This window comes from Streptomyces sp. NBC_00273 (assembly GCF_036178145.1).
Lineage (GTDB): Bacteria > Actinomycetota > Actinomycetes > Streptomycetales > Streptomycetaceae > Streptomyces.
Map to the genome: position 1 here is coordinate 4,273,079 of NZ_CP108067.1, position 26,771 is coordinate 4,299,849.

The 26,771-nt window shown below is 71.5% G+C and carries 28 protein-coding genes; 12 read left to right on the forward strand and 16 right to left on the reverse strand.

All coding sequences use genetic code 11. The annotated features are described in order from the left end of the window. Nucleotides 1-31 precede the first annotated feature (31 nt). Nucleotides 32-928 (forward strand): hypothetical protein, encoded by an 897-nt coding sequence (locus tag OG386_RS18220; RefSeq protein ID WP_328789042.1) that lies wholly within the window; start codon nt 32-34, stop codon nt 926-928. Between the two features lie 14 nt (nt 929-942). Here OG386_RS18220 and OG386_RS18225 read toward each other — a convergent pair whose 3' ends face one another. Beyond that, entirely contained in the window at nt 943-1,644 is a 702-nt protein-coding gene (locus OG386_RS18225; protein ID WP_327383610.1) for a uridine kinase family protein, read from the reverse strand. 51 nt (nt 1,645-1,695) lie between these two features. On the opposite strand from OG386_RS18225, the gene OG386_RS18230 reads away from it, so the two are divergent. Next, nucleotides 1,696-2,046 (forward strand): hypothetical protein, encoded by a 351-nt coding sequence (locus OG386_RS18230; RefSeq protein ID WP_327383611.1) that lies wholly within the window; start codon nt 1,696-1,698, stop codon nt 2,044-2,046. A 96-nt stretch (nt 2,047-2,142) separates the two neighbouring features. On the opposite strand, the gene OG386_RS18235 is transcribed toward OG386_RS18230, so the two are convergent. From OG386_RS18235 to deoC, 3 genes are read right to left on the reverse strand one after another with little or no spacing between them, the layout of a single operon-like run. Continuing rightward, on the reverse strand, nt 2,143-3,042 hold the full coding sequence (locus OG386_RS18235) for an aldehyde dehydrogenase family protein (RefSeq protein WP_328789043.1): 900 nt from the start codon (nt 3,040-3,042) through the stop codon (nt 2,143-2,145). After that, entirely contained in the window at nt 3,035-4,471 is a 1,437-nt protein-coding gene (locus OG386_RS18240) for an aldehyde dehydrogenase family protein (protein WP_030010884.1), read from the reverse strand. The genes OG386_RS18235 and OG386_RS18240 overlap by 8 nt, the downstream gene beginning before the upstream one ends. 5 nt (nt 4,472-4,476) lie before the next feature. After that, nucleotides 4,477-5,439 (reverse strand): deoxyribose-phosphate aldolase, encoded by a 963-nt coding sequence (gene deoC / locus OG386_RS18245; RefSeq protein WP_030712471.1) that lies wholly within the window; start codon nt 5,437-5,439, stop codon nt 4,477-4,479. Between the two features lie 244 nt (nt 5,440-5,683). Here deoC and OG386_RS18250 point away from each other — a divergent pair, with 244 nt between their 5' ends. From OG386_RS18250 to OG386_RS18265, 4 genes are all read left to right on the forward strand, one after another. Further along, complete coding sequence (locus tag OG386_RS18250) at nt 5,684-6,976, forward strand: hypothetical protein (RefSeq protein ID WP_328789044.1); 1,293 nt, start codon at nt 5,684-5,686, stop codon at nt 6,974-6,976. A 93-nt stretch (nt 6,977-7,069) separates the two neighbouring features. Next, nucleotides 7,070-7,678, forward strand: coding sequence for a class F sortase (locus OG386_RS18255; protein ID WP_328789045.1), 609 nt, complete (start codon nt 7,070-7,072; stop codon nt 7,676-7,678). 25 nt (nt 7,679-7,703) lie between these two features. After that, entirely contained in the window at nt 7,704-8,357 is a 654-nt protein-coding gene (locus OG386_RS18260; RefSeq protein ID WP_328789046.1) for a PH domain-containing protein, read from the forward strand. Between the two features lie 107 nt (nt 8,358-8,464). Then, nucleotides 8,465-9,037 carry a VanZ family protein gene (locus OG386_RS18265; RefSeq protein ID WP_328789047.1) on the forward strand — a complete coding sequence of 191 codons (573 nt, stop codon included), beginning with the start codon at nt 8,465-8,467 and terminating at the stop codon, nt 9,035-9,037. Here OG386_RS18265 and OG386_RS18270 read toward each other — a convergent pair. The 3 genes from OG386_RS18270 to OG386_RS18280 all read right to left on the reverse strand — a co-directional run bounded on the left by OG386_RS18270 (nt 8,942) and on the right by OG386_RS18280 (nt 11,550). Beyond that, nucleotides 8,942-9,871 carry a hypothetical protein gene (locus OG386_RS18270; protein ID WP_328789048.1) on the reverse strand — a complete coding sequence of 310 codons (930 nt, stop codon included), beginning with the start codon at nt 9,869-9,871 and terminating at the stop codon, nt 8,942-8,944. The genes OG386_RS18265 and OG386_RS18270 overlap by 96 nt on opposite strands. A gap of 133 nt (nt 9,872-10,004) precedes the next feature. Continuing rightward, nucleotides 10,005-10,262 carry a hypothetical protein gene (locus OG386_RS18275; RefSeq protein ID WP_328789049.1) on the reverse strand — a complete coding sequence of 86 codons (258 nt, stop codon included), beginning with the start codon at nt 10,260-10,262 and terminating at the stop codon, nt 10,005-10,007. 139 nt (nt 10,263-10,401) lie between these two features. Then, complete coding sequence (locus tag OG386_RS18280) at nt 10,402-11,550, reverse strand: adenosine deaminase (protein ID WP_030012057.1); 1,149 nt, start codon at nt 11,548-11,550, stop codon at nt 10,402-10,404. Between the two features lie 113 nt (nt 11,551-11,663). Here OG386_RS18280 and OG386_RS18285 point away from each other — a divergent pair, with 113 nt between their 5' ends. The 3 genes from OG386_RS18285 (at nt 11,664) to OG386_RS18295 (ending at nt 14,192) form a co-directional block, all read left to right on the forward strand. Further along, the gene (locus OG386_RS18285) at nt 11,664-12,398 is read left to right on the forward strand and encodes an alpha/beta hydrolase (RefSeq protein WP_328789050.1); all 735 of its coding nucleotides are present in this window, start codon (nt 11,664-11,666) and stop codon (nt 12,396-12,398) included. Nucleotides 12,399-12,474: 76 nt separating this feature from the next. Next, on the forward strand, nt 12,475-12,846 hold the full coding sequence (locus OG386_RS18290) for a cupin domain-containing protein (protein ID WP_328789051.1): 372 nt from the start codon (nt 12,475-12,477) through the stop codon (nt 12,844-12,846). Between the two features lie 323 nt (nt 12,847-13,169). Further along, on the forward strand, nt 13,170-14,192 hold the full coding sequence (locus OG386_RS18295; RefSeq protein ID WP_328789052.1) for a helix-turn-helix transcriptional regulator: 1,023 nt from the start codon (nt 13,170-13,172) through the stop codon (nt 14,190-14,192). A gap of 178 nt (nt 14,193-14,370) precedes the next feature. Here the strand turns inward: OG386_RS18295 and OG386_RS18300 are convergent, their stop codons facing one another. Continuing rightward, a complete protein-coding gene (locus OG386_RS18300) occupies nt 14,371-15,345 on the reverse strand; it encodes a LysR family transcriptional regulator (protein ID WP_266606595.1) in 975 nt (324 codons plus the stop codon). A 62-nt stretch (nt 15,346-15,407) separates the two neighbouring features. Between OG386_RS18300 and OG386_RS18305 the strand changes: the two genes are divergently transcribed. Both OG386_RS18305 and OG386_RS18310 read left to right on the forward strand, forming a co-directional pair. Further along, nucleotides 15,408-16,691, forward strand: coding sequence for an MFS transporter (locus tag OG386_RS18305; protein ID WP_328789053.1), 1,284 nt, complete (start codon nt 15,408-15,410; stop codon nt 16,689-16,691). An 89-nt stretch (nt 16,692-16,780) separates the two neighbouring features. Then, nucleotides 16,781-17,479: a L,D-transpeptidase family protein gene (locus OG386_RS18310; protein ID WP_328789054.1), complete on the forward strand. Its 699-nt coding sequence runs from the start codon at nt 16,781-16,783 to the stop codon at nt 17,477-17,479. Here the strand turns inward: OG386_RS18310 and OG386_RS18315 are convergent. Beyond that, nucleotides 17,476-18,768, reverse strand: coding sequence for an MFS transporter (locus OG386_RS18315; RefSeq protein WP_328789055.1), 1,293 nt, complete (start codon nt 18,766-18,768; stop codon nt 17,476-17,478). The two genes, OG386_RS18310 and OG386_RS18315, sit on opposite strands and share 4 nt — an antisense overlap. Nucleotides 18,769-18,985: 217 nt before the next feature. Here OG386_RS18315 and OG386_RS18320 point away from each other — a divergent pair, with 217 nt between their 5' ends. Further along, nucleotides 18,986-19,984, forward strand: coding sequence for a sigma-70 family RNA polymerase sigma factor (locus OG386_RS18320; protein WP_328789056.1), 999 nt, complete (start codon nt 18,986-18,988; stop codon nt 19,982-19,984). Here the strand turns inward: OG386_RS18320 and OG386_RS18325 are convergent. The 7 genes from OG386_RS18325 to OG386_RS18355 all read right to left on the reverse strand — a co-directional run bounded on the left by OG386_RS18325 (nt 19,880) and on the right by OG386_RS18355 (nt 26,713). Next, a complete protein-coding gene (locus OG386_RS18325) occupies nt 19,880-20,218 on the reverse strand; it encodes an STAS domain-containing protein (RefSeq protein ID WP_328789057.1) in 339 nt (112 codons plus the stop codon). The two genes, OG386_RS18320 and OG386_RS18325, sit on opposite strands and share 105 nt — an antisense overlap. Nucleotides 20,219-20,269: 51 nt before the next feature. Next, a complete protein-coding gene (locus tag OG386_RS18330) occupies nt 20,270-20,863 on the reverse strand; it encodes a Uma2 family endonuclease (protein WP_328789058.1) in 594 nt (197 codons plus the stop codon). Between the two features lie 95 nt (nt 20,864-20,958). Next, nucleotides 20,959-22,236 carry a thymidine phosphorylase gene (locus OG386_RS18335; RefSeq protein WP_030009876.1) on the reverse strand — a complete coding sequence of 426 codons (1,278 nt, stop codon included), beginning with the start codon at nt 22,234-22,236 and terminating at the stop codon, nt 20,959-20,961. A 103-nt stretch (nt 22,237-22,339) separates the two neighbouring features. Then, the gene (locus OG386_RS18340) at nt 22,340-22,738 is read right to left on the reverse strand and encodes a cytidine deaminase (protein ID WP_327383628.1); all 399 of its coding nucleotides are present in this window, start codon (nt 22,736-22,738) and stop codon (nt 22,340-22,342) included. Beyond that, nucleotides 22,735-24,024, reverse strand: coding sequence for an ABC transporter permease (locus OG386_RS18345; protein ID WP_328789059.1), 1,290 nt, complete (start codon nt 24,022-24,024; stop codon nt 22,735-22,737). The genes OG386_RS18340 and OG386_RS18345 overlap by 4 nt, the downstream gene beginning before the upstream one ends. After that, nucleotides 24,021-25,133, reverse strand: coding sequence for an ABC transporter permease (locus OG386_RS18350; RefSeq protein ID WP_328789060.1), 1,113 nt, complete (start codon nt 25,131-25,133; stop codon nt 24,021-24,023). Before OG386_RS18350 ends, OG386_RS18345 begins: the two co-directional genes overlap by 4 nt. Then, nucleotides 25,130-26,713, reverse strand: coding sequence for an ABC transporter ATP-binding protein (locus OG386_RS18355; RefSeq protein WP_328793288.1), 1,584 nt, complete (start codon nt 26,711-26,713; stop codon nt 25,130-25,132). The genes OG386_RS18350 and OG386_RS18355 overlap by 4 nt, the downstream gene beginning before the upstream one ends. Nucleotides 26,714-26,771: the final 58 nt, after the last annotated feature.

A 26,771-nucleotide genomic window follows, 5' to 3' on the forward strand; every position in this document is an offset into this window, starting at 1 on the left:
GTGCGGCGCCTTCATTGCCCTTTGTGCCGGTTTGACGCTTTGGGTCGCGAACTCGGGAAGCGCACCGCCGGCCCGCCCGACCGGCCCCGCTCCCCAGCGCTCCGCCGACATCGACCTGGAGCAGCGGATCGCCCGCTTCACCGCCGGCTTCAGCGAGCGCGGCGGCTACCGCACCCCCACGGACCAGGAACGACTCGCGTTCACCAGGGCGTTCGCCCACCTGCTCGACGGCGATCCGGAAGCGGCCCGGACCGGCCTGTCCGAGATCGACTTCACCCTCCGCACCGTCACGGACGCCGCCAGCGGACGCCGGTACACCGAGGTGGCGGACGGGGTGAGTGAATCGGGCCACACCAGCCGCGGCTGGGGCCGGGTGTACGTCGATCTCGACCTGCCCGCACGCTGGTCGGTCCAGGTCCCCCACCCCGTCGCCGACGCCCGCACCGAGCTCCTGGGGGCACGGGTGCTGCGCGGCGCACCGGGCGGGGTGCTGGTGCTCGCGGGCGCCCACCGCGATGCGGGCGAGGGCGGGGCGGCGGACGTGGCACACCGCGACGACTCGGTCTTCCACGGCGTGGTGGAGGAGCTGGCGCGGCGGAACCTACCGGGGGTCCAGCTGCACGGGTTCGCCGACGAGTCGTTCCGCGGGCGCGACGCGGTGGTCTCCACGGGCGCCGGCGACAGCGCCGTGGCGGACGCGGAACGGCTGACCGCCGCACTGCGGCGCGACGGGCTGGAGGTCTGCACGGCGTACTCCGCGCGCTGCAAGCTCGCCGGCCGGGAGAACGAACAGGGCCGGACCGCCGCCGACCGGCAGTCCCGCTTCCTCCACGTCGAGCTGAACAAGACGCTCCGCGGCGACGACCACGGCCTCGACCGTGCCGCCGCCGCGATCACCACCCTGACGGACCGCTGGTCCCGCCGCTGAGGGGTTCCCGGCGGCTACGCCGGGGTCGCCGTGCGGTGGCGGCCCGCCGCGGCCGCAGCCAGGCGGCCGAGGGCCTCGTCGCCCGCGCAGGCGTGCGCGCCCAGGGCGACGTGGCGGGCCACGATGCCGCGTTCGGCGCGCATCAGCCGCAGGCCCCTGCGCAGCAGGAACGGCACCGACTTGCGGCCTTCCCGCAGGTCGCGAACCAGCCGGCGGCGGAAGGTCGTCGAGGGGCGCCCCCGCAGGCAGATGGCGTCCGCGAGGAGGCCGAGCTGCTGGCAGCGGGCGACCACGTCGGCGGCGAAGATGCCCTCCGCGATGAACAGCGGGGTGCGGGCGATGTCGAGGCTCTCGGTGCCCGTGCGGGAGCTCGTCGCGATGTCGTAGACGGGAACGTCGGTCCGCCCCGCCGCGCACAGTTCGGCGATCGCGGCGACCGCCGCGTCCGCGTCCCAGGACAGCGGGGAGTCCCAGTCGATGTCGGAGCTGCCCTCCACCAGCGGAAGGGTGGGGTCGTCGGCTTCCTTGTAGAAGTCGTCGAGGCGCAGCACGGGCAACCCCGAGCGGGCGGCCAGCGACGATTTTCCGGAGCCCGACGGACCGGTCAGCAGGACGACGCGGGTCGGTGAAGTAGAGGGGGAGCTCACGGGACACCAGTCTGAACCATTCCCCCGGGTAGGGGATCCTCCCGGTGACCGGTTGGTGTCCAGGAACACACCTCAACTACGCTGCGTGCGCACGCGACCACGACCTCAGGCGGGATCCCCATGGCACGTCACGCAGCCCCTTCCCTTCCGAACCGGCTCCGCACCGCCGGACTGACCGTCTCGATGGCCGGCGCGGCCCTGGCGATGGCGGCGGGCGGCGCCCAGGCCGGCGAACTCGACCTCCCGGCCGCCGTGGCCGGGGTCACCGACCCGATCGCGAACCTCAAGGTGAACCCGCTCGCCCACACCGGCGTGGACCCGCTGGACAACGGCGTGGCGACGAAGGTCGCCGACTTCCCGTCCGTCGGGACGGGCATGGTCACCGGCATCCTGACCCAGGGGCCCTCGGTCGGCGAACTGCCGACCGCCGCCGCCTCCTCGCTGCTCGGACCGGTGCTCCCGAAGAAGTAGGAGCTGACACGGCGAAGGGCACGAGAAGGGCACGAGAAGGCCCCGGCAGCGCGGGGGACGCTGCCGGGGCCGGTCTCGTACGGGGTCGTCCCGGAACTAGTAGGACGAGCCGCCCGCGCCCAGCGACCCGGTCGGGTGCCAGACGGTCTTGGTCTCCAGGAACGCCGTCATGCGGGAGGTGCCCGGGTCGGCGCTCCAATCGTCCACAGGCTGTGGACGAAGGACGCGCTTGAGGTTGTCGGCCGCCGCGACCTCGAGCTCCTTGGCCAGCGCCGCGTCGGCCCCGGCCAGGTCGATCGCGTTGACGTCCTGGTGGGACGCCAGGTGCGGGCCCATCTCGCCGGCCTTGCCGGACAGGATGTTGACCACGCCGCCGGGCAGGTCGGAGGTGGCGAGCACCTCACCCAACGACAGGGCCGGCAGCGGGGACTTCTCGCTGGCGATGACGACGACGGTGTTGCCCGTCGCGATCACCGGGGCGATCACCGAGACCAGTCCCAGGAAGGACGAGTCCTGCGGGGCGACGACCGTGACCACACCGGTCGGCTCCGGGGTGGAGAGGTTGAAGAACGGGCCCGCGACCGGGTTGGCCCCGCCCACGATCTGGCCGATCTTGTCGGTCCAGCCCGCGTACCAGACCCAGCGGTCGATGGCCGCGTCCACGACCGCGCCCGCCTTCGACTTCGACAGGCCCTCGGCCTCGCCGACCTCGCGGACGAACTGCTCGCGGCGGCCCTCCAGCATCTCGGCGATGCGGTAGAGGATCTGGCCGCGGTTGTACGCGGTCGCGCCCGACCAGCCGCCGAAGGCCTTGCGGGCCGCGACGACCGCGTCACGCGCGTCCTTGCGGGAGGACAGGGGGGCGTTGGCCAGCCACTTGCCCTTGGAGTCGCTCACCTCGTACACCCGGCCGCTCTCGGAGCGGGGGAACTTGCCCCCGACGTACAGCTTGTAGGTCTTGAAGACGTTCAGACGGGTCGCAGAAGACTCAGACATCGAGGTAGCCCTCCAGGCCGTGGCGGCCGCCCTCGCGGCCGAAGCCCGACTCCTTGTAGCCGCCGAAGGGCGAGGTCGGGTCGAACTTGTTGAACGTGTTGGCCCAGACGACTCCGGCACGGAGCTGGTTCGCGACCGCGAGGATGCGCGAGCCCTTCTCCGTCCAGATGCCGGCGGACAGGCCGTACTGGCTGTTGTTGGCCTTGGCGACGGCCTCGTCGGGCGTACGGAAGGTCAGCACGGACAGCACCGGGCCGAAGATCTCGTCGCGGGCGACGGTGTGCGCCTGGGTGACGTTCGTGAAGAGCGTCGGGGCGAACCAGTAGCCGGAGGACGGCAGCTCGCACGCCGGGGACCAGCGCTCGGCGCCCTCGGCCTCGCCGGTCTCCGCGAGCGCGGTGATCCGGGCGAGCTGCTCGGCCGAGTTGATCGCGCCGATGTCGGTGTTCTTGTCGAGCGGGTCGCCCAGGCGCAGCGTGGAGAGGCGGCGCTTGAGGGAGTCCAGCAGCTCGTCGTGGATCGACTCCTGGACCAGCAGGCGGGAGCCCGCGCAGCAGACCTGGCCCTGGTTGAAGAAGATGCCGTTGACGATGCCCTCGACGGCCTGGTCGATGGGGGCGTCGTCGAAGACGATGTTGGCGCCCTTGCCGCCCAGCTCCAGGGTGACCTTCTTGTCGGTGCCGGCGACGTGGCGGGCGATCTTCTTGCCCACGGCGGTCGAGCCGGTGAAGGCGACCTTGTTGACGTCCGGGTGCTCGACGAGGGCCGCGCCCGCGTCGCCGTAACCGGTGAGGATGTTGACGACGCCCTTGGGCAGGCCCGCCTGACGGCAGATGTCCGCGAAGAACAGCGCGGAGAGGGGGGTCGTCTCGGCGGGCTTCAGCACGACGGTGTTGCCCGTGGCGAGCGCCGGGGCGATCTTCCAGGCCAGCATCAGCAGCGGGAAGTTCCACGGGATGACCTGGCCGGCCACGCCGAGCGGGCGCGGGTTCGGGCCGTAGCCCGCGTGGTCGAGCTTGTCGGCCCAGCCCGCGTAGTAGAAGAAGTGCGCGGCGACCAGGGGGAGGTCCGCGTCGCGGGTCTCCTTGATCGGCTTGCCGTTGTCCAGGGTCTCCAGGACGGCGAGCTCGCGGCTGCGCTCCTGGATGATCCTGGCGATGCGGAAGAGGTACTTGGCGCGCTCGGAGCCCGGCAGCGCGGACCAGGAGGCGAAGGCCTTGCGGGCGGCCTTGACGGCACGGTCCACGTCGGCGGCGCCCGCCTGGGCGACCTCGGCGAGGACCTCTTCGCTGCTCGGCGAGACGGTCTTGAAGACCTTGCCGTCGGCGGCGTCGGTGAACTCACCGTCGATGAAGAGCCCGTAGGAGGGGGCGATGTCGACGACCGAGCGGGACTCGGGAGCCGGTGCGTACTCGAATGCAGATGCCATGGTGATCAGTCCACCGTCACGTAGTCGGGACCGGAGTAACGGCCGGTGCTCAGCTTCTGGCGCTGCATCAACAGGTCGTTGAGCAGGCTGGAGGCGCCGAAGCGGAACCAGTGGTTGCTCAGCCAGTCCTCGCCCACGGTCTCGTTGACCAGGACCAGGAACTTGATCGCGTCCTTGGTGGTGCGGATGCCGCCGGCCGGCTTCACGCCGATCTGGATTCCAGTCTGCGCGCGGAAGTCGCGGACGGCTTCGAGCATGAGCAGGGTGTTCGCCGGAGTGGCGTTGACCCCGACCTTGCCGGTCGACGTCTTGATGAAGTCGGCGCCCGCAAGCATGCCGATCCAGGAGGCGCGGCGGATGTTGTCGTAGGTCGACAGCTCGCCGGTCTCGAAGATGACCTTCAGACGCGCGGCGCTGCCGTCCTCCCGGACGCAGGCCTCCTTGATGGCCTTGATCAGCTCGTACGTCTCCAGGTAGCGGCCGGCGAGGAAGGCGCCACGGTCGATGACCATGTCGATCTCGTCGGCGCCCGCGGCGACGGCGTCACGGGTGTCCGCGAGCTTGACGGGCAGGGCGGCGCGGCCGGCCGGGAAGGCGGTCGCGACGGAGGCGATCTTGACGTCGGCGCCGTTCAGCGCGGCCTTCGCCGTGGCCACCATGTCGGGGTAGACGCAGACGGCGGCCGTCATCGGGGTCGTGCGGTCGGTCGGATCGGGATTGACGGCCTTGGCGGAGAGCGCCCGGACCTTGCCCGGGGTGTCCGCGCCTTCCAGCGTCGTCAGGTCGATCATCGAGATGGCCAGGTCGATGGCGTACGCCTTGGCCGTCGTCTTGATCGAACGGGTGCCGAGGGAGGCCGCTCGGGCCTCCAGGCCGACAGCGTCGACGCCGGGCAGCCCGTGCAGGAAGCGGCGCAGCGCACTGTCGGACGTCGTCACGTCAGCGAATGCGGTGAGGGTGGTGGGCATGGTCACCAGATGAGCATATCTACGCGCGTAGCGACCTGTCACCCCCGCCCCTGGATCCGCTACGGAATCGACACCTCCACTCTCCGTTACGAGTCCATGACAGGAGCGGGATCTTCCGCGCTCACAAGATCCGTAACTTTGTTCTCAGCAGCCCGCCAGACACTCACCCGGCTCTCACCGAAAGAGAAAACCGCGGCATGCGACTCTCCTCCACCCTTCCCAGACCACGCTTCAAGGAGTCGTTATGCGTACCGCCCTCCGTGCCTCCATCTCCACCGCCGTCCTCGCCGGTGCCCTCCTCGCCCCGATCGCGGGCACCGCGTACGCGGCCACGACCACCGCACCGGCCGTAGCGGCCGGAACCGTCCCCGACCGCTACGCCGGCACCCCCGTCCTGATCAGCACGGGCGTCGTCGCGGTGCTGCGCAACAAGTCCGAGGGTCCCGAGGTCTGGGTCCGCGCCGTTTCCGACGACTGGAAGCCGGGCGACGACTACATGAGCCGCGTTCTCACCGTGCTGGACGTCAAGCACCCCAAGGCCTCGGTGAACGGTCTGGAGCTGGAGCTCGGCAAGGGCGACAAGGGCCACGTCCTCACCGTGACCAAGGACGGCGCGGCCAAGTCCTTCCCGCTGCCGGCGGCGGCGACGACGGGCCCGGCCGACTGCGTCTCCAAGGTCAAGCAGGTCGACCTCGGTGCCGGCCTGCAGGCCGACCTGACCATGTCCCCCAAGGGCCCCAAGGTCGTCATGCACGGCAGCGACCCCGCCGACACCTGGACCCAGACCCTCACCCGCACCAACCCCCTGGGCTCGCCGGACTACTTCTCCCGGATCAACAACCCGAGCGGCGCCAAGCCCGTCTTCGAGTGGAAGACCCAGGGCGGCGACAACGTCCCCTCCGGCTTCGCGAACTTCCCCGCGCTCCCCAAGGGCTGCACCCCCGAGTACCCGGTCCACGACGACGCGCCCGCCTCGTGCGTCTCCAAGGTGAAGCAGGTCGACCTCGGTGCCGGCCTGCAGGCCGACCTGACCATGTCTCCCAAGGGCCCCAAGGTCGTCATGCACGGCAGCGACCCCGGCGACACCTGGACCCAGACCCTCACCCGCACCAACCCCCTGGGCTCGCCGGACTACTTCTCCCGGATCAACAACCCGAGCGGCGCCAAGCCCGTCTTCGAGTGGAAGACCCAGGGCGGCGACAACGTCCCCTCCGGCTTCGCGAACTTCCCCGCGCTCCCCAAGGGCTGCACCCTCGAGTACAAGGTCACGGAGGAGACCCCGGCCCCGAAGCCCGAGACCTCCACCGCGAAGCCCGAGGCCTCCACCGCGAAGCCGGTGACCGCCACGAACGTCTCCGCCCAGACCGTGGGCCAGACCACCGTCGTCCCCCAGGGAGCCGTCGCCGCGGGCGCCGAGATCGCGTCCGCGTCCGAGGACACCGACAACAGCACCACCGTCGCCGCCGGCGCCGGCCTCCTCGCGGTCTTCGCCGCGCTCGGTGCGACCGTCCTGCGCCGTCGCCGCAGCCACAGCTGACCAACGGCCGCCCCGCGCGGCCCCCGCACCACCCGACCTCCAGGCGGGCCACCCTCGTGGGTGGCCCGCCGGTCCCCGTTCAGGAGCCCCCGCATGTCCCGCGCCGCCCTCCGCGCCACCGCACTGCTCGCCCCGCTCGCCCTCGCCGCCCTGACCGGCTGCGGCGGCGCCCCCGCCGCGGGCCGGGCGCCCGCCCCGCACGTCACCCCGGCCTCCGCCGCTCCGGCCGCGGCCCCGACCGCCGACCCGATGCCCGCCTCCGAACCCGTCCGCGTACGGATCCCCTCGGCCGGGGTGGACGCCTCCCCGGTGCTGGGGTTGGGGCTGGCCGCCGACGGCACCGTCGAGGTGCCCTCGGTGGCCGACGCCGACAAGATCGGCTGGTACACCAAGGGCGTCACGCCCGGCCAGACCGGCCCCGCCGTGCTGATCGGCCACTTCGACACCGCACGCGGTCCGGCCGTGCTCAAGGACGTCTCGCGCGTGCGCACCGGCGAGGAGATCACCGTCTCCCGGGCGGACGGCACCACCGCCGTGTTCCGCGTCCGGGAGCTGGAGCAGGTCGGGAAGAACGAGTTCCCGACCGCCAAGGTGTACGGGGACACCGCCCGCCCCGAACTGCGCGTCATCACCTGCGGCGGCGAGCTCACCGACGGCCACCGGCCCGACAACATCATCCTGTACGCCGACCTCGTGGGCTGAGGGGGCGTGGGGCAGAATCGACCCCATGAGCAGCCAGCAGCCGACCGATGAACCGGTGTACGCAGACCGGGTCTACCGATCCTCCATGGGCATCGTCTCGGGGGGACTGCTGCTCGCGCTGACCGCCTGGCTCTGCGGCGACGCCGTTCTGCGGGGCTCCGGCAACACCCCGTGGATCGGACTGGCGGTGGCGCTGTGCGCCGTACCGCTGATCGTCGCGTTCACGATCCGCCCGGCCGTCTTCGCCAACGAGGACCGGATGCGCGTGCGGAACCCGTTCCGGATCATCGAGCTGCCCTGGGCGGCCGTGGACGCGGTGCGCGCCGGGTACTCGGCCGAGGTGCTGGCCGAGGGGTCGAAGTACCAGCTCTGGTCCGTGCCGGTCTCGCTGCGGGAGCGGAAGAAGGCCCACCGGCAGCAGATGCGCCGCAACTCGATCGACCGCCGCGACCCGGGCAGCTCGGGCGACCCCGCCGCGCGGTCCCGTACCTCCTCCGCCGCCTCCGAACCGATGCGGGCCAACGCCGACCGGATCGTCGACGAGCTCCAGGGGCTGGCCGAGCTGAACGCCGCGCGGCCGGGCGCGCAGGGCAGCGTGCGCGTGCGCTGGTCGTACGAGATCATCGCGCCCGCCCTGGTCGGTGCGCTGCTGCTGATCGTCCTCATCGCCACGCGCTGACCGGCCGGGACACCGGGTCCGAGCCCCGTCGCGTGCGGTCGGGTGCTCCCCGCCACACCCCCCTCCTGGCCGGAACCGGGGCTACCGGGTGATGCGTCCTCGCAGGTGTGCAGCGTCAAGAGGGCGGCGAAAGCGCCGCCACCGCGATCCACCTCCGTCTCCGACTCCTGGCCGGGGTCCTGCTCGCCGCCCATCTCGTGGTCGTCGGCTGGCTGACTCTGCGGCCGCTGGACGTGCCCTGGGCCGCTGCGGCCAATCTGAGTCCGCTGGAGGGGATCGCGGCGGACCTGGCCCTCGGCCCGCTGGAGGCCGCGCGGCAGATCGGCGAGGGGCTCGCGCTGCTGGCCCCGCTCGGGGTGTTGGTGCCGTTGATCAGCGGACGGCTCGCGCCGTCGGCCCTGTCCGCGTGGTCCTCGCTGGTCCGGACGGCCGCCGCGGGTGCGCTGGTATCGGTGTGCATCGAGATGCTGCAGACCGCGGTTCCGGGGCAGGTCGTGGACGTGGACTCGGTGCTGCTGAACACCGTCGGCGTGGTGCTCGCGCACGTGGCCGTCGTACCGGCGCTACGGGCCCGGCTGAGGCGCTCACACACCGTTTATCAGGGGGATACCCCGAAGATTTCCAGGGTCGGGCTCGGCCCCTGGACCGACGTTCTGTCGGCGGTCCAGCGGGAGTATTGAGCCATCGCAGAAAGCGGTACCGACGAAGGAGAATCTTATGAGCGCCCTGGTCCGCCCCCGTGACGGCCGCTGGACCTTGTGGATCTTCTCCAGCTGCTTGTCGGCCACGTCCTGCGGCACCTGCGCCTTCTGCTGGGCCGCCGCCACGTTGAGGGCCATCAGTCGCACGACGGTGTCGCCCTCGCGTACGACGACCAGGTGGACCTGCGCCGAGACGCCCTCGGCGGCGGCGGTCATGGTCCAGCTGACGCTCTCGTCGCCGCCCGTGCGGAAGTCGGCGGGGCGCACCTCGCGGTAGGCGCCGGTCTGCTTCTCGATCTTGGCGGAGAAGCCCGTGCCGCAGGCGGCGACGGCGGCCTTGAGCCGGGCGATCAGCGCCTTGGCGTCGCTCTCGGAGTAGGAGCTGACGGAGGCGGAGACGGCCAGCCCGACCTGCTTCTGGGAGCCGATGCCGCGGCTGAGGGTCTCGCGCGCGGACGGGTCCGGCTTGTCGCCCATGACGTCGGCCAGCGGCTGGCAGGCCTTCTTGTCGGCCTGCGGCTGACCGTCCGGGGCATTGGGGTTCTTGCCCTGGGCGGAGACCTGGTAGCCGGGCAGGTCGCCCTGTGCCAGCGCGGACCGCTCGAGCCTGCTGCCACCGGTCTTCGGCGCGGCCGCTCCCGAAGCAGTGGCGGCCGGCGCCGGGGCTCCGGGCGCGGCGGAGCCGCTGCCCGCGGAGCCCTTGGGATCGGGGGCCTTGCCCGTCGCGGGGGCGGGCGTACTGCTGCACCCCACGGCCGCGAGCAGCAGGGTGGGGACCAGCGCGACCATCGTCGCTCGTGCCTTCATGCGCATGACCGAGAACCTCATACCCAAGACGTCGGCGGGCAGTTGGTGGCGATCGTGGCACACGGCACGGCGGGACACATACCCGGTCGAAAGGGCATGCGCCCACCGCACACGTGTACGTGTCGCAGCGGCAGCAGTCTCAGCTGCCGAGGCCGTTCAGGGCGCCGGTCAGCGGGGTCAGGGCCCCGGTGATCTGGCTGGTGGGGTCGCTCGACTGCTGGGCCCCGCCGCCCACCTGCTGCTGGCTGGTGGCACCCTGGAGCATGCCCGCGGCAGAGCCCAGCGCGTCGGTGAGGCCGACCGCCGGAACGGCGGCGGAGGCGGTACCGGCGGCGACCGCGGCGAAAGCGACGCCGAGAACGGCGGTACCGAGGGTCTTGGCAGCTGACTTCTTCATGAAGAGTTGTCCTTGCGACGGGGAATTGAGCGGCTCCGCAAACTAGTCACTTCAAACCCGCTTCCGCAAACATCCTTAAATACGAGAAAGCGCCCGGGGATTCTACCTCTCGGGCGCTTTCTCTAGGTCAAGCCGTGGCCTAGGCCGAGACGGAACCGCTGGTGGAGGCGGTCTGCTGGAACAGCCACTCCGACTTCAGCTCCGCATAACCGGGCTTGATCACTTCATTGATCATGGCCAGTCGTTCATCGAAAGGAATGAACGCGGACTTCATCGCATTGACGGTGAACCACTGCATGTCGTCGAGGGTGTAGCCGAAGGTGTCGACCAGGTGCTCGAACTCGCGGCTCATGCTGGTGCCGCTCATCAGGCGGTTGTCCGTGTTGACCGTGAGCCTGAAGTGCAGCTTGCGCAGCAGACCGATCGGGTGCTCGGCGTACGAGGCGGCCGCGGCGGTCTGCAGGTTCGAGGTCGGGCACATCTCCAGGGGGATGCGCTTGTCCCGGACGTACGAGGCCAGGCGACCCAGGGTCACGGAACCGTCTTCGGCGACCTCGATGTCGTCGATGATCTTCACGCCGTGACCGAGGCGGTCGGCGCCGCACCACTGCAGGGCCTGCCAGATCGACGGCAGGCCGAAGGCCTCGCCCGCGTGGATGGTGAAGTGGTTGTTCTCGCGCTTGAGGTACTCGAAGGCGTCGAGGTGGCGGGTGGGAGGGAACCCGGCCTCGGCGCCGGCGATGTCGAAGCCGACCACGCCGTTGTCGCGGTAGCGGTTCGCCAGCTCGGCGATCTCCAGCGCACGGGCGGCGTGGCGCATGGCGGTCAGCAGGGCGCCGACGCGGATGCGGTGGCCGTTGGCCTTCGCGCGGCGCTCGCCCTCGCGGAAGCCGTCGTTCACGGCCTCGACGACCTCTTCGAGGGTCAGGCCGGCTTCCAGGTGCTGCTCGGGCGCGTAGCGGATCTCGGCGTACACGACGCCGTCCTCGGCCAGGTCCTCGGCGCACTCGGCGGCGACCCGGAAGAGGGCGGCCTTCGTCTGCATGACCGCGCAGGTGTGCGCGAAGGTCTCCAGGTAGCGCGGCAGGGAACCGGAGTCGGCGGCCTCGCGGAACCAGATGCCGAGCTTGTCGGCGTCGGTCTCGGGGAGGTTCTCGTAGCCGACCTCGCGGGCCAGCTCGATGATGGTCCCGGGACGCAGTCCACCGTCGAGGTGATCGTGCAGCAGCACCTTCGGGGAACGACGGATCTGATCCGGGGTCGGCAGGTTGGGGGTCTCGCTCGTCATCTGCGCACTCTACTCCTACGCGCGTAGAGCGGAATGTCCCCGGCGAGCGTCGATATGTAACAGAGACCGCGCGGACGGATGGCGTACACCTGAAGGTCTGAGACTGTTCCGCCATGGCACAGCATGCGCCGCCGGCGCGCGGGGCCCGCCTGGGGCGGGCGGTCGGCGCGAGAACCGGCTCGGGTTCGACGGAAAGCACGGTCAACGGGGTGGTGCTCCTGCTTCCCGGGGCCTCCAGGTTCTCGCCGGGTCCCGTGCGTCCGCTCGCGCGGGCGCTGGCCCGGGCGGGCGGGGCGGAGGGGCTGGTCACGCACCTGGTCATCCACGGCGGGGACTCCGCCCGGGAGGAGCAGGCCGGGTGGGCGGCGGACGAGGCGGTGCGGCGGTACGGGGACGTGCCGGTGTGCCTGGTCGGCTACGACGCGGGGGGCCTGGCGGCCCTGCGGGCGGCGGGGCACGGGGCCGTCAACTCGGTCGTGGCGATCGCCCCTTGCTTAGGGGCACAGGCCCGGGTCGACTGCCCGGAACCGGTGAAACAGCTGTCGGGGCGCCAGGTGTTGATCGTGCACGGCACCAACGACGCGCGCAGCGACCCGGAGGCCTCCTTCCGGCTGGCGGCGCGCGCGAAGAAGGCGAACCGGTCGACGTGCCGCTTCGAGGTGCATTCGGACGGGCACGGGCTGCGCGAACACCAGCCGGAAGTGGTGGCGCTGGCCGTGGACTTCGTCCTGGGCGCGGTCTGTTCGGGGCGGTACTCGCGGCCGGTGACGGACGCCCTGGCCGCGCCCCCGCCGCTGGGCCTGCGGATGCCGCTGGCCTCGGGCTTCGGGAGGTCGCTGAGGAGGTGATCCACGGGCGCGGCGCGGCGCGCGTACCGTGGGAAGTGGACTCGGGGCGCTGCTCGACTCCCGGAGGCGACCGGTCATGGGCGGATTGGTCCACAGGAACTTCGACGAGCCTGACGAGACGCGGCCCTTCGAGGCCGGCACCGGCAGGCTGGACCTGTTCAACACCGACGGCGGGGCGGTCGGGCGCGCGGTCTTCGAGCCCGGCTGGCGCTGGTCACTGCACATCAAGCCGCTGGCCGGCACGGACAGCTGCCTCTCCGCGCACACCGGGTACGTCGTGAGCGGCCGGATGAAGATCGTCATGGACGACGGGGAGAGCGGCGAGATCGGCCCGGGGGACTTCATCCAGATCGCTCCCGGGCACGACGCGTGGGTCCTGGGTGACGAGCCGTGCGTCGCGCTGGACTGGACCGGCTACAGCGACTACGCGAAGCCGGCGACCGGCTGACGGGCTCGCGCTTCGAGGTCGCGCGCTTCGAGGTCGCTCTTCGAGGTCGCGCCAGACCGTCCGTACCCGCCGCTCCGCCCCCTCACGGTCGGATGGCACCGACGGATCCGGCGCGACCACCACGGCGGGCCGCGGGCTCAGCAGGACACGGGCCCCCGTCCTCGCCTGGGTGTCCGCTGCCGCATACCGCGCTTCCCCCTCACGCCGCGCTGACCACTGTGCCGCTCCGGCACATGCCGATGGCGCCCGTCCAGGCGTCGTCTTGCCGCCTTGCGGGAACACGAGGGGTTTACAAACGGGTACATCTCGGGACGCATACGCATATGCCTGCCGAGGAATCCGGGCCGGCCGCAGCGGCCGGGGAGCTGAGCCCCGCCGCCCGGCGCCTGTACGCGTACGCCGTCGAGCGGCACGCCTTCGACCTGTGCGAGGCCACTGGGGCCCTCGGGGTGCGCGCGGCCGCGGCGATCACCGAGCTGGCCGCCGCGCACCTGCTCCAGCGGGCCCCGGGCGACGCACCGGACCGCTGGAGCGCGGTGGCCCCCCGGGCCGCGGCGGCCCGGGCCCTGGCCCCGCTGGCCCTGCTCGTACGGGAGACCCACGAGGAGATGGACCGGCTGCGCGGGCGGCTGGAGGCCCTGGTACCCGCGTACGAGGCGGGGACCGCGCAGCGGGACCTCAGCGGATCGGGCCGGCTGGAGCTGGTCACGGACCTCGGGGCGGTGCGGGGGCTGATCGCGGAGCTGGTCGCGGCGTGCGAGCGGGAGCTGCTGACCTCGCAGCCGGGCGGGGGCCGCCCGCTGGAGACGCTGGAGGAGTCGATCGGGCGGGACGAGTCGCTGCTGACGCGCGGGGTCCGGATGCGCACGATCTACCAGCACACGGCCCGCTACTCGCGACCCACGGCGGCGTACGTCGAGCGGGTGACGGCGCTGGGCGCCCAGGTGCGGACCCTGGGCGACGGGCTGATGCGGATGCTGATCTTCGACGAACACACGGGCGTGATGGCGGTGCCGGACCGCAACGGGGCGGCGCTGGTGGTGCGGGAGCCGAGCGTCGTGCACTTCATGACGACGGCCTTCGAACGATCCTGGGTGGGCGCGGAGCCCTTCCCCACGTCGGTGAGCCCGGAGGCGGCCCGGTCGATCTCGGACGAGCTGCGGCAGACGATCGTCCGGCTGCTGTCGGAGGGGCTGGAGGACAAGGTGATCGCGCGCCGCCTGGGCATGTCGGAGCGGACCTGCCAGCGCCACATCGCCGAGATCATGCGCGCGGTGGGCGCCAAGTCCCGCTTCCAGGCAGGCTACTTGCTCTCCCCGGCCCCGGCCGGGCCCCCGACCTCGTAGCGACGGGGGCGGAACCACCCTGCATTTCCAGCCTCGCCGGCGTTTGAGCGGGGGGCACCTCCCTGCAGTAGCTGGGGGAGGTTCCGGGCGGAGCCCGGTGCCCGGCGGAGCCGGGTTTCCTGGGGCGCCGCCCCAGACCCCGCGCCTCAAACGCCGGCGAGGCCGAATGGTGGCCCGGCTAGGGCAGGGGTTCCAGTTCGGGGATCAGGCGGCCGCGACGGGAGAGGAGGAAGCGCTTGAACTCCGCGACCGGCGGGGTGTCGGGGTGGCCGTCGAGCCAGGCGAGGCCGATCTCGCGGACGGCGCGCGGGGCGGTGACCGTCAGCTCGACCACGCCGGGGCGGGCCACGGCCGGGGGCGGCAGGAGGGCCACGCCGAGGCCGGCGGCGACCAGGCCGCGCAGGGTCTCGGCCTCCTCGCCCTCGAAGGCGATCTTCGGGGTGAACCCGGCCTCCGCGCACAGGGCGTCGGTGATGCGGCGCATGCCGTAGCCGGGTTCCAGGGTGACGAAGGTTTCCTCGGCGGCCTCGGCGAGGCGGATGCGCTTGCGGGTCGCGAGCCGGTGGTCGTCCGGGACCACCAGCCGCAACCGCTGTTCGTCGAGGCGCCGGGCGACCAGGTCGGGGGCGTCCGGCAGCGGGGAGGTCAGGCACAGGTCGAGTTCGCCGGCCCGCAGTTTCTCCAACATGGCCTCGCCGTAGTTCTGGACGAGGGAGAAGCGGATGCGCGGGTGGTCGGCGCGGAAGGCGCGGATGAGGCCGGGTACGGTCTCGGACCCGAGGGTGTGCAGGAAGCCGAAGGCCACCTTGCCGGCCGCCGGATCGGCGTCCTGCTGTACGGATTCGGCGGCGCGGTCGATCTCCGTGAGGGCCTGCTCGGCCGAGGCCAGGAAGGTGCGGCCGGCCGTGGTGAGGGCGACCGTACGGCCCTTGCGGGCGAACAGCGTGACGCCGAGGTCCTGTTCGAGCCGGACCATGGCGCGGGACAGGGTGGACTGCGGGACGCCCAGTTCGTGGGCGGCCCGGGTGACGTGCTCGTGGCGGGCGACGGCGACGAAATACGCCAGCCGCGGCGCGAGCAAAGTTGTCACAGCCATGTCTTCTACGTAACGGTTCATCGACATCCACGCCTCTGAGCTGGGTTGATGCATCAGTGGATCGATTATCGCGATTCCATGCATTGGACGCATGAAAACGACAGGCCTAACGTCGAAGCATGCCTCCCGTTCATACCGGGGCACCCGTCATCCCGGGTGCCTCCACCCCGTCGTCCCCCGCACCGCAGCCCCTCTCCCCCGGCCGCCCCGGCTACCGCCGGATGAGCCTCGCGCTCTTCGCCGCCGGACTCGCGACGTTCGCCCTCCTCTACTCCACCCAGGCGCTGTTGCCCGCGATCTCCGCCGGCTTCGGGGTGACGGCGGGCCAGGCCAGTTGGACGGTGTCCGCGGCCACCGGCGCGCTCGCCCTGTTCGTCCTCCCGCTGAGCGCACTGTCCGAGCGGTTCGGCCGCACCCGGATGATGACGTACTCGATGGTGATCGCCGTCGGCGTCGCCCTGCTGGTGCCGTTCGCGCCGAACGTGGAGTGGCTGGTGGCGCTGCGCGCCGTTCAGGGCGCGGCGATCGCCGGGATCCCGGCCTCCGCGATGGCGTACCTGGCGGAGGAGGTCAAGCCGAAGGCCCTGGTGGCCGCGATCGGCCTGTTCGTGGCGGGCAACTCCATCGGCGGCATGAGCGGTCGTCTCGTCACCGGCTGGGCCGCGCAGCTGTGGGGCTGGCGGGCGGGCCTGCTGGCCGTCGCCCTGATGGCGCTGGCGTGCGCCGTGGCCTTCCTGGTGCTGCTGCCCCGGGCGCGGTTCTTCCGCCCGGCGTCGCTGAACCCGCGCGCGGTAGGCCGTACCGTCGCCGGCCATCTGCGGGATCCGCTGCTGCTGCGCCTGTACGGGATCGGCGCGCTGTTCATGACGGTCTTCGGCGCGGTCTACACCGTGATCGGCTACCGCCTGGTGGACGAGCCGTTCTCGCTCGGCCAGGGCGTGATCGGGTCGATCTTCCTGATCTACCTGGTCGGCACGGTCTCCTCGGCCGCCGCCGGCAAGCTGGTGGCCCGCACCGGGCGGCGCGGCGCGCTGTACCTGGCCGTGACGACCACGGCGCTCGGGCTGCTGCTGTCGCTGTCCGACTCCCTGGCGGCGATCGTGCTCGGGCTGGTCCTGATCACCGCGGGCTTCTTCGCGGGGCACGCGGTGGCCTCGGCCGCGGTGAGCCGGACGGCGAAGACGGGCCGGGCGCAGGCCTCCGCGCTCTACCAGTCGGCGTACTACCTCGGCTCCAGCGCGGGCGGCACCCTGGGCGCCCTGGCCTACCACGGGGCCGGGTGGGCGGCCACGGTCGGCATCGCGCTGCTGGCGGTGCTCGGCGTCGTGTCGATCACCCTGTACGGGTCCCACGCGGCGCGCGCGGAGCGGCGGATGCCGGCGTCGGCCATGGGCGCACGCTGACGAAAACTACGCTCCCGCCGTAGGCAACCCCTGCTTGTTTTCCGGGCATTCAACACGGAGGACGTGCTGTGCGAGCAGGGGAGGACCGGATGGGTACGAGGTTCGGGGCGCGGGCGGCGGTGTTGGGCGGGGCGGTCGCGCTCGCGCTGCCGGTGGTGGTCACGGGAGGTGGGGCGGCGCAGGCCGCCGCCTCCTGCAACCTCACCACCGGGCCGTACCAGCGGCAGGTCGAGCAGTTCCTCGGCCGGCCGGTGGACGGGAAGCAGTCGGCGGCCGACTGCACGGCGATCCGCTCCTTCCAGGCGACCCACGGGATCACCCCGACCCAGGGCTACGCCGGGCCGCTGACCTGGCAGACGATGAGCACGATGCTGGCCCAGCGGGCGGCCGGCACCACCCCGAACAAAGCGGGTGACTGCCCGGTGGACCGGGGGCGGATCGCCTGCGTGGACCTGACGCGGCAGCTCAGCTGGATCCAGGACGGCGCCACGCTGAAGTACGGGCCCGTCCCGGTCCGCACCGGCAAGGCCGGCACGCAGACGCGCACCGGCCTGAAGAAGATCTACTACCGGAACATCGACCACTGGTCGACGCTCTACAACGTCTCGATGCCGTACGCGCAGTTCTTCGACGGCGGCATCGCCTTCCACTCGACCACCAAGAGCATGTGGAACCCGCCCGGTTCGGGCGGCTGCGTGAACATGCGCTCCGCCGACGCCAAGGCGTACTGGAGCCTGCTGGGGCAGGGCGAGGACGTCTACGTGTACGGGCGCAAGCCCGGCACCTAGGCCGTGGCGGCCGGCACGGGCGCAGGTGCGGCGTTCAGGCGGTCCAACCGCCGCAGGGCGGAGCGGCGTTGGGCGAGGGACAGGCCCGCCACCCCCGCCCCGAGGGCCAGCCAGCCGACCGGGCCGGCCGCCATCACGGCGCCGGTGAGCAGCAGCGGGCCCGCGGACTTCTGGACGGACTGGGCCATGCCGGCCACCCCGAGGTACGGGGCGCGCGCCTCCCGGGGGGCGAGGGAGACCGCCAGTTCCCAGGAGCTCACCGAGCGCATCAGCTCGGCCGCGGTGGCCAGCACGGCCGCGGCGAGCAGGGCGACCGAGGCGGCCCAGGCCCCTCCCGCGGGGGCGGTGGCCAGGCAGGCGCAGCAGGCGAGCGTCGTCAGGCCGTACAGGGCGACCGCGCCCGCCGCCTGGCGGGCGTCCCGGACCCGCGCCGACACCCGTAGCTGCAGGGCGACGACGAGCACGGTGTTGATGACCAGGAAGGCCGGGATCAGGGCGTGCGGGGCCGTGGTGTGGCCGACGAGCCACAGCGGCACGCCGACGCCGAGGATCGAGTCGTCCAGGTTCATCGGGATGTCCAGCAGGACGAACCGCAGGTAGCCGCGGTCCCGCCAGGGGCTGGGCCCGGCCGCCGGGGCGCCGTCCTCCGCTCCGGGCCGGGCGACCACGAGCCCGCGGCCGTCCGGCTCCCGGGTGCGCCACACCAGGGCCGCGGCCACGAGGAACGACAGGGCGTTGGCCAGGATCAGCACCTGGTAGGCGCCGCGGGTGCCGACGGCGAGTCCGATGGCGGCGAGCCCCGCGCCGAGGGCGTATCCGGCGTTCGCCGAACTGCGCGACAGGGCCTGGTAGGTGGAGCGCCGCTCGCCCGCGACCCGGGTGGCGAAGAGCATCTCCAGCGTCTTGGCCGCCCGGTCTCCCAGGTGGGTGACGGCGAACAGGAGCAGCAGCGGGCCGAAGTCGGTGACCACCAGCAGCACGCAGAGGGCCCCGAGGCGGACGAGGTGGCAGCCGATCAGCAGGGTGCGCACCTGGAAGCGGTCGGCGAGGTGGCCCGCCAGCGGCGATCCGGCGATGCCCGCCACCCCGGCCGCACCCAGCAGCAGGCCCAGCTGCCCGGCGTCGAGGCCGACGACGAAGGTGAAGTAGAGGACGGAGGACGCGGCCCACACGCCGGTACCCGCTCGGTCCAGCGCCTGCGTGAGCAGCATGATCCGTGCGTCACGGCCGCCGGGCGGCCGGCGCAGTTGCGCCAGCAGACCGCCGTCCCCCTGCCGTGCCTTCCGCATCCGCCCGCCGCGCCGCATCCCAGTCCCCCGTTTCCGACCGCGCCCACCGTCCACGTATCTCGACGTCGAGATACATGACGGAAGCCTGCCCGACATTAATCTTGACGTCAAGAAACTTGACGACGAGATATACGAGCGCTCCGGCGCTTCCGGCTGCCGTTGTCGGACCCCTCCGGTAGGTTCCGAAGGAGCGGAACGACCAGGGGGATGAACGGACATGAGCGACCTCGCCACCGATGTGGACCTCGACACCGCGATGGACCGGTACCGGGTCGAGCTCACCGGCTACTGCTACCGCATGCTCGGCTCGTCCTTCGACGCCGAGGACGCGGTGCAGGACACGTACATCCGTGCCTGGCGCAGCCACGCCACGTTCGAGGGCCGCTCCTCGCTGCGGTCGTGGCTGTACCGGATCGCCACCAACGTCTGCCTGGACCTGCTGAAGGCCGGGAACAAGCGGGCCCGCCCGATGGACCTGACCGCCCCGCAGCACCAGGCCTCTGCCGTGCTCAACGAGCGCCCCGAGGTGACCTGGCTGGAGCCGGTCCCGGACGGCCGGGTGCTGCCACAGACCGCCGACCCGGCGGAGATGGCGCTGGCGAAGGAATCCGTACGACTGGCCTTCGTCGCGGCGCTCCAGCACCTGCCGGCGAAGCAGCGGGCGGTGCTCATCCTGCGCGAGGTGCTGGCCTGGAAGGCCGACGAGGTGGCGCAGCTCCTGGAGACCACGACGGCTTCGGTGAACAGCGCCCTCCAGCGGGCGCGGGCCACCCTGGCCGGGCAGTCGCTGCGCGACAGCGACCCGGCGGATCCGCTTGACGCGGACCAGGCGAAGCTGCTGGAACGGTACCTCTCCGCCTTCGAGGCCTACGACATCTCGCGGCTCACCACCCTCCTCCACGAGGACGCGGTGCTCTCGATGCCGCCGTTCGACCTGTGGCTCCGGGGCCACGAGGACATCGCGGCCTGGCACCTGAACCAGGGCATCGGCTGCAAGGGCTCCCGGCTCGTCCCCACCACGGCGAACGGCCTGCCCGCCTTCGGCCAGTACCGTCCGCGCGAGGACGGGCGGCCGGGCCACACCCCGTGGGCGCTCCAGGTGCTGGAGATCTCAGACGGCAAGATCGTCGGACTCAACGCCTTCCTGGACACCGCGCGGTGGTTCCCGCTGTTCGACCTCCCCGAGCAGCTCGACGAGGCCTACGAGGTCCAGTAGGGCCCGGAGGGCGGGCGCGGCCCCGGTCACCCGCAGCGGCCGCCCCCGGGCGGTCAGCCGCAGCCGGGCCAGCACCTCGACGTCGGCCAGCCCGGGCGCGCTCACCGCGGCGGCGTCGCAGACCACCGCGCCCGCCCCGCCGTCGTAGAGCCGGGCCAGCCGGGCGCACAGCAGCGCGGTGTCCTGCGGGTCGGCCGGTCCGGGGCCGGGCAGCACGAGTCGTCGGATCTCCACGAGGGGGTGACTCCCCCGCCCGCCGGAACTCATCGGAGCCTGCTGATCGCCTCAGGGGGTGGGGAAGACCGACGTGTCCAGCTTGAGGTCGAACGGCGCGGGCAGGTGGAAGGTCTCGCCGAACTTGCCGGCCTGGAGGACCCGGTAAACGGCGTTGCTGGGCTCACCGTAGAGGGTGATGGTCGCGCCGCCGGGCGCGTGGGCGTCGATGAGCAGGTAGAGCGGGATGCCTGCCTGGGCGTACCCGGCGGCCTTGGCGATGCGGTCGTGCGAAGCGTTCGACTTCGAGGTGATCTCGACGGCCAGCTCCGCAGCAGCAGCGGAGATGAAGTTCCCGTCGTCTTCGAGGACGAGGTCTTCCGGGACGACCACGACATCCGGGATGTACAGGCCGCTGCGGGACGGGACGGCCACGTTGAGGGTCTGGAAGATCTCCCAGTTTTCAGGGATCGCGGCCAGCAGGCATCGATGCACCTTGGCCGCGATGAAGTTGTTGTGGTTGGCAGGCGGCGGCGCCCCGGTGATGATCCCCTCGATGATCTCCACCTTGCAGCCCTCCGGCCCGTCCGTCTCCTCCCAGAGGCGGACGAGGTCGTCCCAGCCGTCGCCACCCGTGGGCTCGTGCTGGACGGTGGGTGCGCTCATGGCGCGCTCCTCATGCTGTTGGCGCCGATCCCAGCATGGCGAACGGGACCGGTGGGCGTCCACCGGTCCCGTTCAGCCGCACGAGTGAGTACAGGTCAGGCGATGCGGTCCAGGACGATCGGGGTGGCCGAGAAGGCCGTGCCCGCCGGGGCGATGTCGTACGTGCCCGCCAGGGAGGCGAGGGCGTAGTCGAACTTCTCCGGGGTGTCCGTGTGCAGGGTCATCAGCGGCTGGCCCGCCGTCACCGTGTCGCCCGGCTTCGCGTGGAGCTCGACGCCCGCGCCCGCCTGCACCGGGTCCTCCTTGCGCGCACGGCCGGCGCCCAGGCGCCAGGCGGCGACGCCGACCCCGTACGCGTCCAGGCGGGTCAGGACGCCCGACTCGGGGGCGGTGACCACGTGCTGCTCGCGGGCGACCGGGAGGGTCGCGTCCGGGTCGCCGCCCTGGGCCGCGATCATCCGGCGCCAGTGGTCCATCGCGGAGCCGTCGGCCAGGGCCTTCGCCGGGTCGGCGTCCTTGATGCCCGCCGCGTCCAGCATCTCCTTGGCCAGCGCGATGGTCAGCTCGACCACGTCGGCGGGGCCGCCGCCGGCCAGGACCTCGACGGACTCGCGGACTTCGAGGGCGTTTCCGGCGGTCAGGCCCAGCGGCGTGGACATGTCGGTGAGGAGCGCGACGGTCTTGACGCCCGAGTCGGTGCCGAGGCCGACCATGGTGCGGGCCAGCTCGCGGGCGTCCTCGATGTTCTTCATGAAGGCGCCGGTGCCGACCTTGACGTCCAGGACGAGCGAGCCGGTGCCCTCGGCGATCTTCTTCGACATGATCGAGGAGGCGATCAGCGGGATGGCCTCGACCGTGCCGGTGACGTCGCGCAGCGCGTAGAGCTTCTTGTCCGCCGGGGCCAGGCCGTCGCCGGCCGCACAGATGACGGCGCCGGTGGTGTCCAGGACGTGCAGCATCTCCTCGTTGGAGAGCAGTGCGCGCCAGCCGGGGATGGACTCCAGCTTGTCGAGGGTGCCGCCGGTGTGGCCGAGGCCGCGGCCGGACAGCTGGGGCACGGCCGCGCCGCACGCGGCGACGAGCGGGGCGAGCGGAAGGGTGATCTTGTCGCCGACGCCGCCCGTGGAGTGCTTGTCGGCGGTCGGGCGGGAGAGGGAGTCGAAGTTCATCCGCTCGCCGGAGGCGATCATCGCCGCGGTCCAGCGGGCGATCTCGGTCCGGTTCATGCCGTTGAGCAGGATGGCCATCGCCAGCGCCGACATCTGCTCGTCGGCCACGACACCGCGGGTGTACGCGTCGATGACCCAGTCGATCTGCTCGGGGCTCAGCTCACCGCGGTCCCGCTTGGTCCGGATGACGGAGATGACGTCCATGTGGTGCTTCCTTCTACGCGCATAGAGAGGGGGAGGTGAGGGGTTCAGGAACGGAAGTACGACGGCCCTCCGCCCCGGCAGGGGCGAAGGGCCGTCGGCACGGCTATCTCAGGTGGTCGGGCCCGAAGGCCTGCGGCAGCATCGCCGCCAGCGGGAGGACCCCGTCCGGGGTCTCCACCAGCAGCTCGTCGCCGCCGAATTCGTAGAGCAGCTGGCGGCAGCGGCCGCACGGGACGAGGATCTCGCCCTTGCCGTCCACGCACGTGAAGTGCGTGAGGCGGCCGCCGCCGGTCGCCTGGAGGGAGGAGACCAGCCCGCACTCGGCGCACAGGCCCAGCCCGTAGCTGGCGTTCTCGACGTTGCAGCCGGTCACGACGCGGCCGTCGTCCACCAGGGCGGCGACCCCGACCGGGAAGCCCGAGTACGGGGCGTACGCCCGGGTCATCGCTTCCCGGGCGGACGTCCGCAGGGCTTCCCAGTCCACCGTCGGGTCCGAGGTCACTTACCCTCGCCCTTGCGGTAACGCATGCCGTCCGCCTTGGGCATCCGCAGCCGCTGCGCCGAGAGCGACAGCACCAGCAGGGTCACGATGTACGGGGTGGCACTGACGAACTCGACCGGGACGCTTTCCGTGCCGAGGTACCAGATGAACACGCCGACACCGATGACGATGGCGATCGAGGAGGTGATCCAGCGCTTCTTGTACGCCTTCCAGGCCGCGATCGCGACGAGGACCGCGAACAGGAGCAGGAGCAGCGCGTGCACGGACTGGCCGCCGCTGCGCAGCTGCAGGGCGTCGGCGAAGCCGAACAGGCCGGCACCCATGGCGAGGCCGCCCGGCCGCCAGTTACCGAAGATCATCGCCGCGAGGCCGATGTAACCACGGCCGCCGGTCTGGCCCTCGTTGTAGATGTGCGAGGTGACCAGCGACAGGTAGGCGCCGCCGAGGCCGGCCAGACCGCCGGAGACGATCACCGCGATGTACTTGTACTTGTAGACGTTGACGCCCAGCGACTCGGCCGCGATCGGGTTCTCGCCACAGGAGCGCAGCCGCAGACCGAACGCCGTCTTCCACAGCACGAAGAACGTGCCGACGATGAGGGCCACGGCGACGATCGTCAGCAGCGAGAGGTTGGTGACCAGGCCGCCGAGGATGCCCGCGACGTCCGAGACGACGAACCAGTGGTGCTTCTCGATGTCGGCCAGCCAGTCGGACAGGCCCGGCACGCTGAACGAGGTGATGCTGTCGGCCGGCGGCGACTGCTTCGGGCTGCCGCCGGCGGCCGCGGCCGCACCGGTGTTGAACCACAGCTTGGCGAAGTAGGTGGTGAAACCGACGGCCAGGATGTTGATCGCGATACCGGAGATGATGTGGTCGACGCCGAAGGTGACGGTGGCGACCGCGTGCAGCAGGCCACCGAACATGCCGCCCAGGATGCCGACGAGGACACCGAGCCAGGGGCTGGTCTGCCAGCCGGCCCAGGCACCGAAGAAGGTGCCGAGGATCATCATGCCCTCGAGGCCGATGTTGACCACGCCCGCGCGCTCGGCCCACAGACCGCCGAGACCGGCCATGCCGATCGGCACGGCCAGCGACAGGGCCGCGCTGACCTGGCCCGCCGAGGTCAGGTCCTGCGCTCCGGTGATGGCGCGCACGGCGGAGAGCGCGACGAGCGCGCCCGCGATGATCAGCAGGATCACCGGGAGGGAGAGCCGGGTGCGGCCGCCCTTGCCACCGGCTGCCTTGGGGGCGGCGGGCGGCGGGGTGGAAGTCGCCGTGGCGGTCACGCCGACACCTCCGTCTGGTCGTTGGAACGGGCCTGGGCGGCGAGCTTCTCGCCGACCTGTCGCTGCTGGCGCTTGAGGCCGTAGCGGCGCACGAGTTCGTAGGCGATGACGACACAGAGGACGATGACGCCCTGCATGACGCCGACGATCTCCCGGTCGTAGTCCTGGAACTCCAGCTTCTGGCCGCCGCGCTCCAGGAAGGCCCAGAGGATCGCGGCGAGCGCGATGCCGATCGGGTGGTTGCGGCCGAGCAGGGCGATGGCGATACCGGTGAAGCCGATGCCGATGGGGAAGTCGCCGCCGAACTCGTACGAGTCGTTGAGCAGCGTCGGCATGCCGATCAGACCGGCCATGGCGCCGGAGATCAGCATGGCGGTGATGACCATCTTCTTGACGTTGACACCGCTGGCCGCGGCGGCCGTGTCGGACTGGCCGACGGTGCGCAGGTCGAAGCCGAAGCGGGTGCGGGCCAGCGTGAACCAGTACCCGACACCGGCGATCAGCGCGACCACGACGAAGCCGTAGATCGGGGTCGGCGTGGTCGGGATCTCGAAGAAGTGCGAGGAGTCCGGCAGCGGGGTCGTGGCGACCTTGGTGCCGGCCTCGTCCAGGTGGCCGAGGCGGCCGGGCTGGAGGAGGTAGCCGATGATCGCGGTCGCGATCATGTTCAGCATGATCGTGGAGACGACCTCGCTGACGCCGCGGGTGACCTTGAGGATACCGGCGATGCCGGCCCACATGGCGCCGACGATCATCGCGGTGAGGATGATCAGCGGGATCTGCACGATGCCCGGCAGGGTCAGCGCGCCGCCCACGGCGGCGGCGAAGAATGCGGCGAGGCGGTACTGGCCGTCGACACCGATGTTGAACAGGTTCATGCGGAAGCCGACGGCCACCGCGATACCCGCCAGGTAGTACGTCGTCGCCTTGTTGATGATGTAGACCTGGCTGTCCGACTTCACGCCGTACTCGAACATGATCCCGAAGGCGCTGAACGGCTCCTTGCCGGTCGCGGCCAGGACCAGGGCGGTGATCAGGAACGCGGCGACGATCGCGAGCAGCGGGGCCGCGATGCCCAGGAGCAGTCGCTCCTTGTCGATCTTCTTCATCGGGCCTCGTCCTCCGGGCCGTCGGTGCCCTCAGGGCTCTCTTCGTGCTCAAGGTGTCCGGCGGCGGCACCGGTCATGGCCGACCCGAGCTCCTCCGGGGTGATGGTCGCCGGGTCCGCGTCCGCGACCAGCCGGCCGCGGTACATCACGCGCAGGGTGTCGGAGAGGCCGATCAGCTCGTCCAGGTCCGCGGAGATCAGCAGCACCGCCAGGCCTTCGCGGCGCGCCTCGCGGATCTGGTCCCAGATCTGCGCCTGCGCGCCGACGTCCACGCCCCGGGTGGGGTGCGCGGCGATCAGCAGCTTCGGGTTGTGGCTCATCTCGCGACCGACGATCAGCTTCTGCTGGTTGCCGCCGGAGAGCGAGGCCGCGGTGACGTCGATGCCCGGCGTGCGGACGTCGTACTCGCGCACGATCCGCTCGGTGTCCTTGCGGGCGGCCTTCAGGTCGAGGATCGGTCCCCGGGAGTTCGGCTTCTCGGTGACGTGGCCGAGGATGCGGTTCTCCCAGAGGGGGGCCTCCAGCAGCAGGCCGTGCCGGTGGCGGTCCTCGGGGATGCAGCCGATGCCGTCCTCGCGACGCTTGCGGGTCGGCGCGGCGGAGATGTCGTTGCCGTCGAGGGTGACCACGCCCTGGCCGGGGTGGCGCATTCCCATGATCGAGTCGACGAGCTCGGACTGACCGTTGCCCTCCACGCCGGCGATGCCCAGGACCTCGCCCTTGTGGATGGTGAAGGTGATGCCGTCGAGGACCGCGCGGACGACGCCGTCGGGGTCGACGGCGCTCAGCGACAGACCGTCGACCGTGAGCATCGGGACGTCCGTCACCGTGGACTCGCGGGTCTCCGGGGAGGGCAGCTCGGCGCCGACCATCAGCTCGGCGAGCTGCTTGGTCGTGATGTTCGCCGGGTCCGCCGTGCCGACCGTCGTGCCGCGCCGGATGACGGTGATGTCGTCGGCGACCGACAGGACCTCGCCCAGCTTGTGCGAGATGAAGATGACGGTGAGGCCCTCGGCCTTGAGCTCGCGGAGGTTGTCGAAGAGCGCGTCGACCTCCTGCGGGACCAGGACCGCGGTGGGCTCGTCGAGGATCAGCGTCCGGGCACCGCGGAACAGGACCTTGAGGATCTCCACACGCTGCCTGTCGGCCACACCGAGGTCCTCGACGAGGGCGTCCGGGCGAACGCCCAGTCCGTACGCGTCCGAGATCTCCTTGATCTTGGCGCGGGCCTTGTCGCCGATGCCGTACAGCTTCTCGGAGCCGAGGACGACGTTCTCGAGGACGGTGAGGTAGTCCGCGAGCATGAAGTGCTGGTGCACCATGCCGACGCCGCGGTCGATGGCGTCGCCGGGGTCGTTGAAGACCACCTGCTCGCCGTCGACCGTGATGGTCCCCTCGTCCGGCTTCTGCATGCCGTAGAGGATCTTCATCAGGGTCGACTTGCCCGCGCCGTTCTCGCCCACGAGGGCGTGCACGGTGCCGCGGCGCACGGTGATGTCGATGTCGTGGTTGGCCACGACTCCGGGGAAACGCTTGGTGATGCCGCGGAGTTCTACGGCGTTGGGACTGGAGGCTTTGATGGCGCACTCTCCAAGGACGGGAGCGTGGGAGGACGAGGCTGGGACGGGCTCGGACGAG

Bases quoted from the DNA above. Each gene is read 5' to 3' on its own strand.
- OG386_RS18315 (WP_328789055.1), bottom strand. From the start codon at position 18,768: ATGCGGAAGGCACGGCAGGGGGACGGCGGTCTGCTGGCGCAACTGCGC.
- OG386_RS18305 (WP_328789053.1), top strand. From the start codon at position 15,408: ATGCCTCCCGTTCATACCGGGGCACCCGTCATCCCGGGTGCCTCCACC.
- OG386_RS18270 (WP_328789048.1), bottom strand. From the start codon at position 9,871: ATGCGCATGAAGGCACGAGCGACGATGGTCGCGCTGGTCCCCACCCTG.
- OG386_RS18230 (WP_327383611.1), top strand. From the start codon at position 1,696: ATGGCACGTCACGCAGCCCCTTCCCTTCCGAACCGGCTCCGCACCGCC.
- OG386_RS18280 (WP_030012057.1), bottom strand. From the start codon at position 11,550: ATGACGAGCGAGACCCCCAACCTGCCGACCCCGGATCAGATCCGTCGT.
- OG386_RS18255 (WP_328789045.1), top strand. From the start codon at position 7,070: ATGTCCCGCGCCGCCCTCCGCGCCACCGCACTGCTCGCCCCGCTCGCC.
- OG386_RS18285 (WP_328789050.1), top strand. From the start codon at position 11,664: ATGGCACAGCATGCGCCGCCGGCGCGCGGGGCCCGCCTGGGGCGGGCG.
- OG386_RS18275 (WP_328789049.1), bottom strand. From the start codon at position 10,262: ATGAAGAAGTCAGCTGCCAAGACCCTCGGTACCGCCGTTCTCGGCGTC.
- OG386_RS18290 (WP_328789051.1), top strand. From the start codon at position 12,475: ATGGGCGGATTGGTCCACAGGAACTTCGACGAGCCTGACGAGACGCGG.
- OG386_RS18330 (WP_328789058.1), bottom strand. From the start codon at position 20,863: ATGAGCGCACCCACCGTCCAGCACGAGCCCACGGGTGGCGACGGCTGG.
- OG386_RS18240 (WP_030010884.1), bottom strand. From the start codon at position 4,471: ATGGCATCTGCATTCGAGTACGCACCGGCTCCCGAGTCCCGCTCGGTC.
- OG386_RS18235 (WP_328789043.1), bottom strand. From the start codon at position 3,042: ATGTCTGAGTCTTCTGCGACCCGTCTGAACGTCTTCAAGACCTACAAG.
- OG386_RS18320 (WP_328789056.1), top strand. From the start codon at position 18,986: ATGAGCGACCTCGCCACCGATGTGGACCTCGACACCGCGATGGACCGG.
- OG386_RS18335 (WP_030009876.1), bottom strand. From the start codon at position 22,236: ATGGACGTCATCTCCGTCATCCGGACCAAGCGGGACCGCGGTGAGCTG.
- OG386_RS18295 (WP_328789052.1), top strand. From the start codon at position 13,170: ATGCCTGCCGAGGAATCCGGGCCGGCCGCAGCGGCCGGGGAGCTGAGC.
- deoC (WP_030712471.1), bottom strand. From the start codon at position 5,439: ATGCCCACCACCCTCACCGCATTCGCTGACGTGACGACGTCCGACAGT.
- OG386_RS18310 (WP_328789054.1), top strand. From the start codon at position 16,781: ATGGGTACGAGGTTCGGGGCGCGGGCGGCGGTGTTGGGCGGGGCGGTC.
- OG386_RS18350 (WP_328789060.1), bottom strand. From the start codon at position 25,133: ATGAAGAAGATCGACAAGGAGCGACTGCTCCTGGGCATCGCGGCCCCG.
- OG386_RS18250 (WP_328789044.1), top strand. From the start codon at position 5,684: ATGCGTACCGCCCTCCGTGCCTCCATCTCCACCGCCGTCCTCGCCGGT.
- OG386_RS18260 (WP_328789046.1), top strand. From the start codon at position 7,704: ATGAGCAGCCAGCAGCCGACCGATGAACCGGTGTACGCAGACCGGGTC.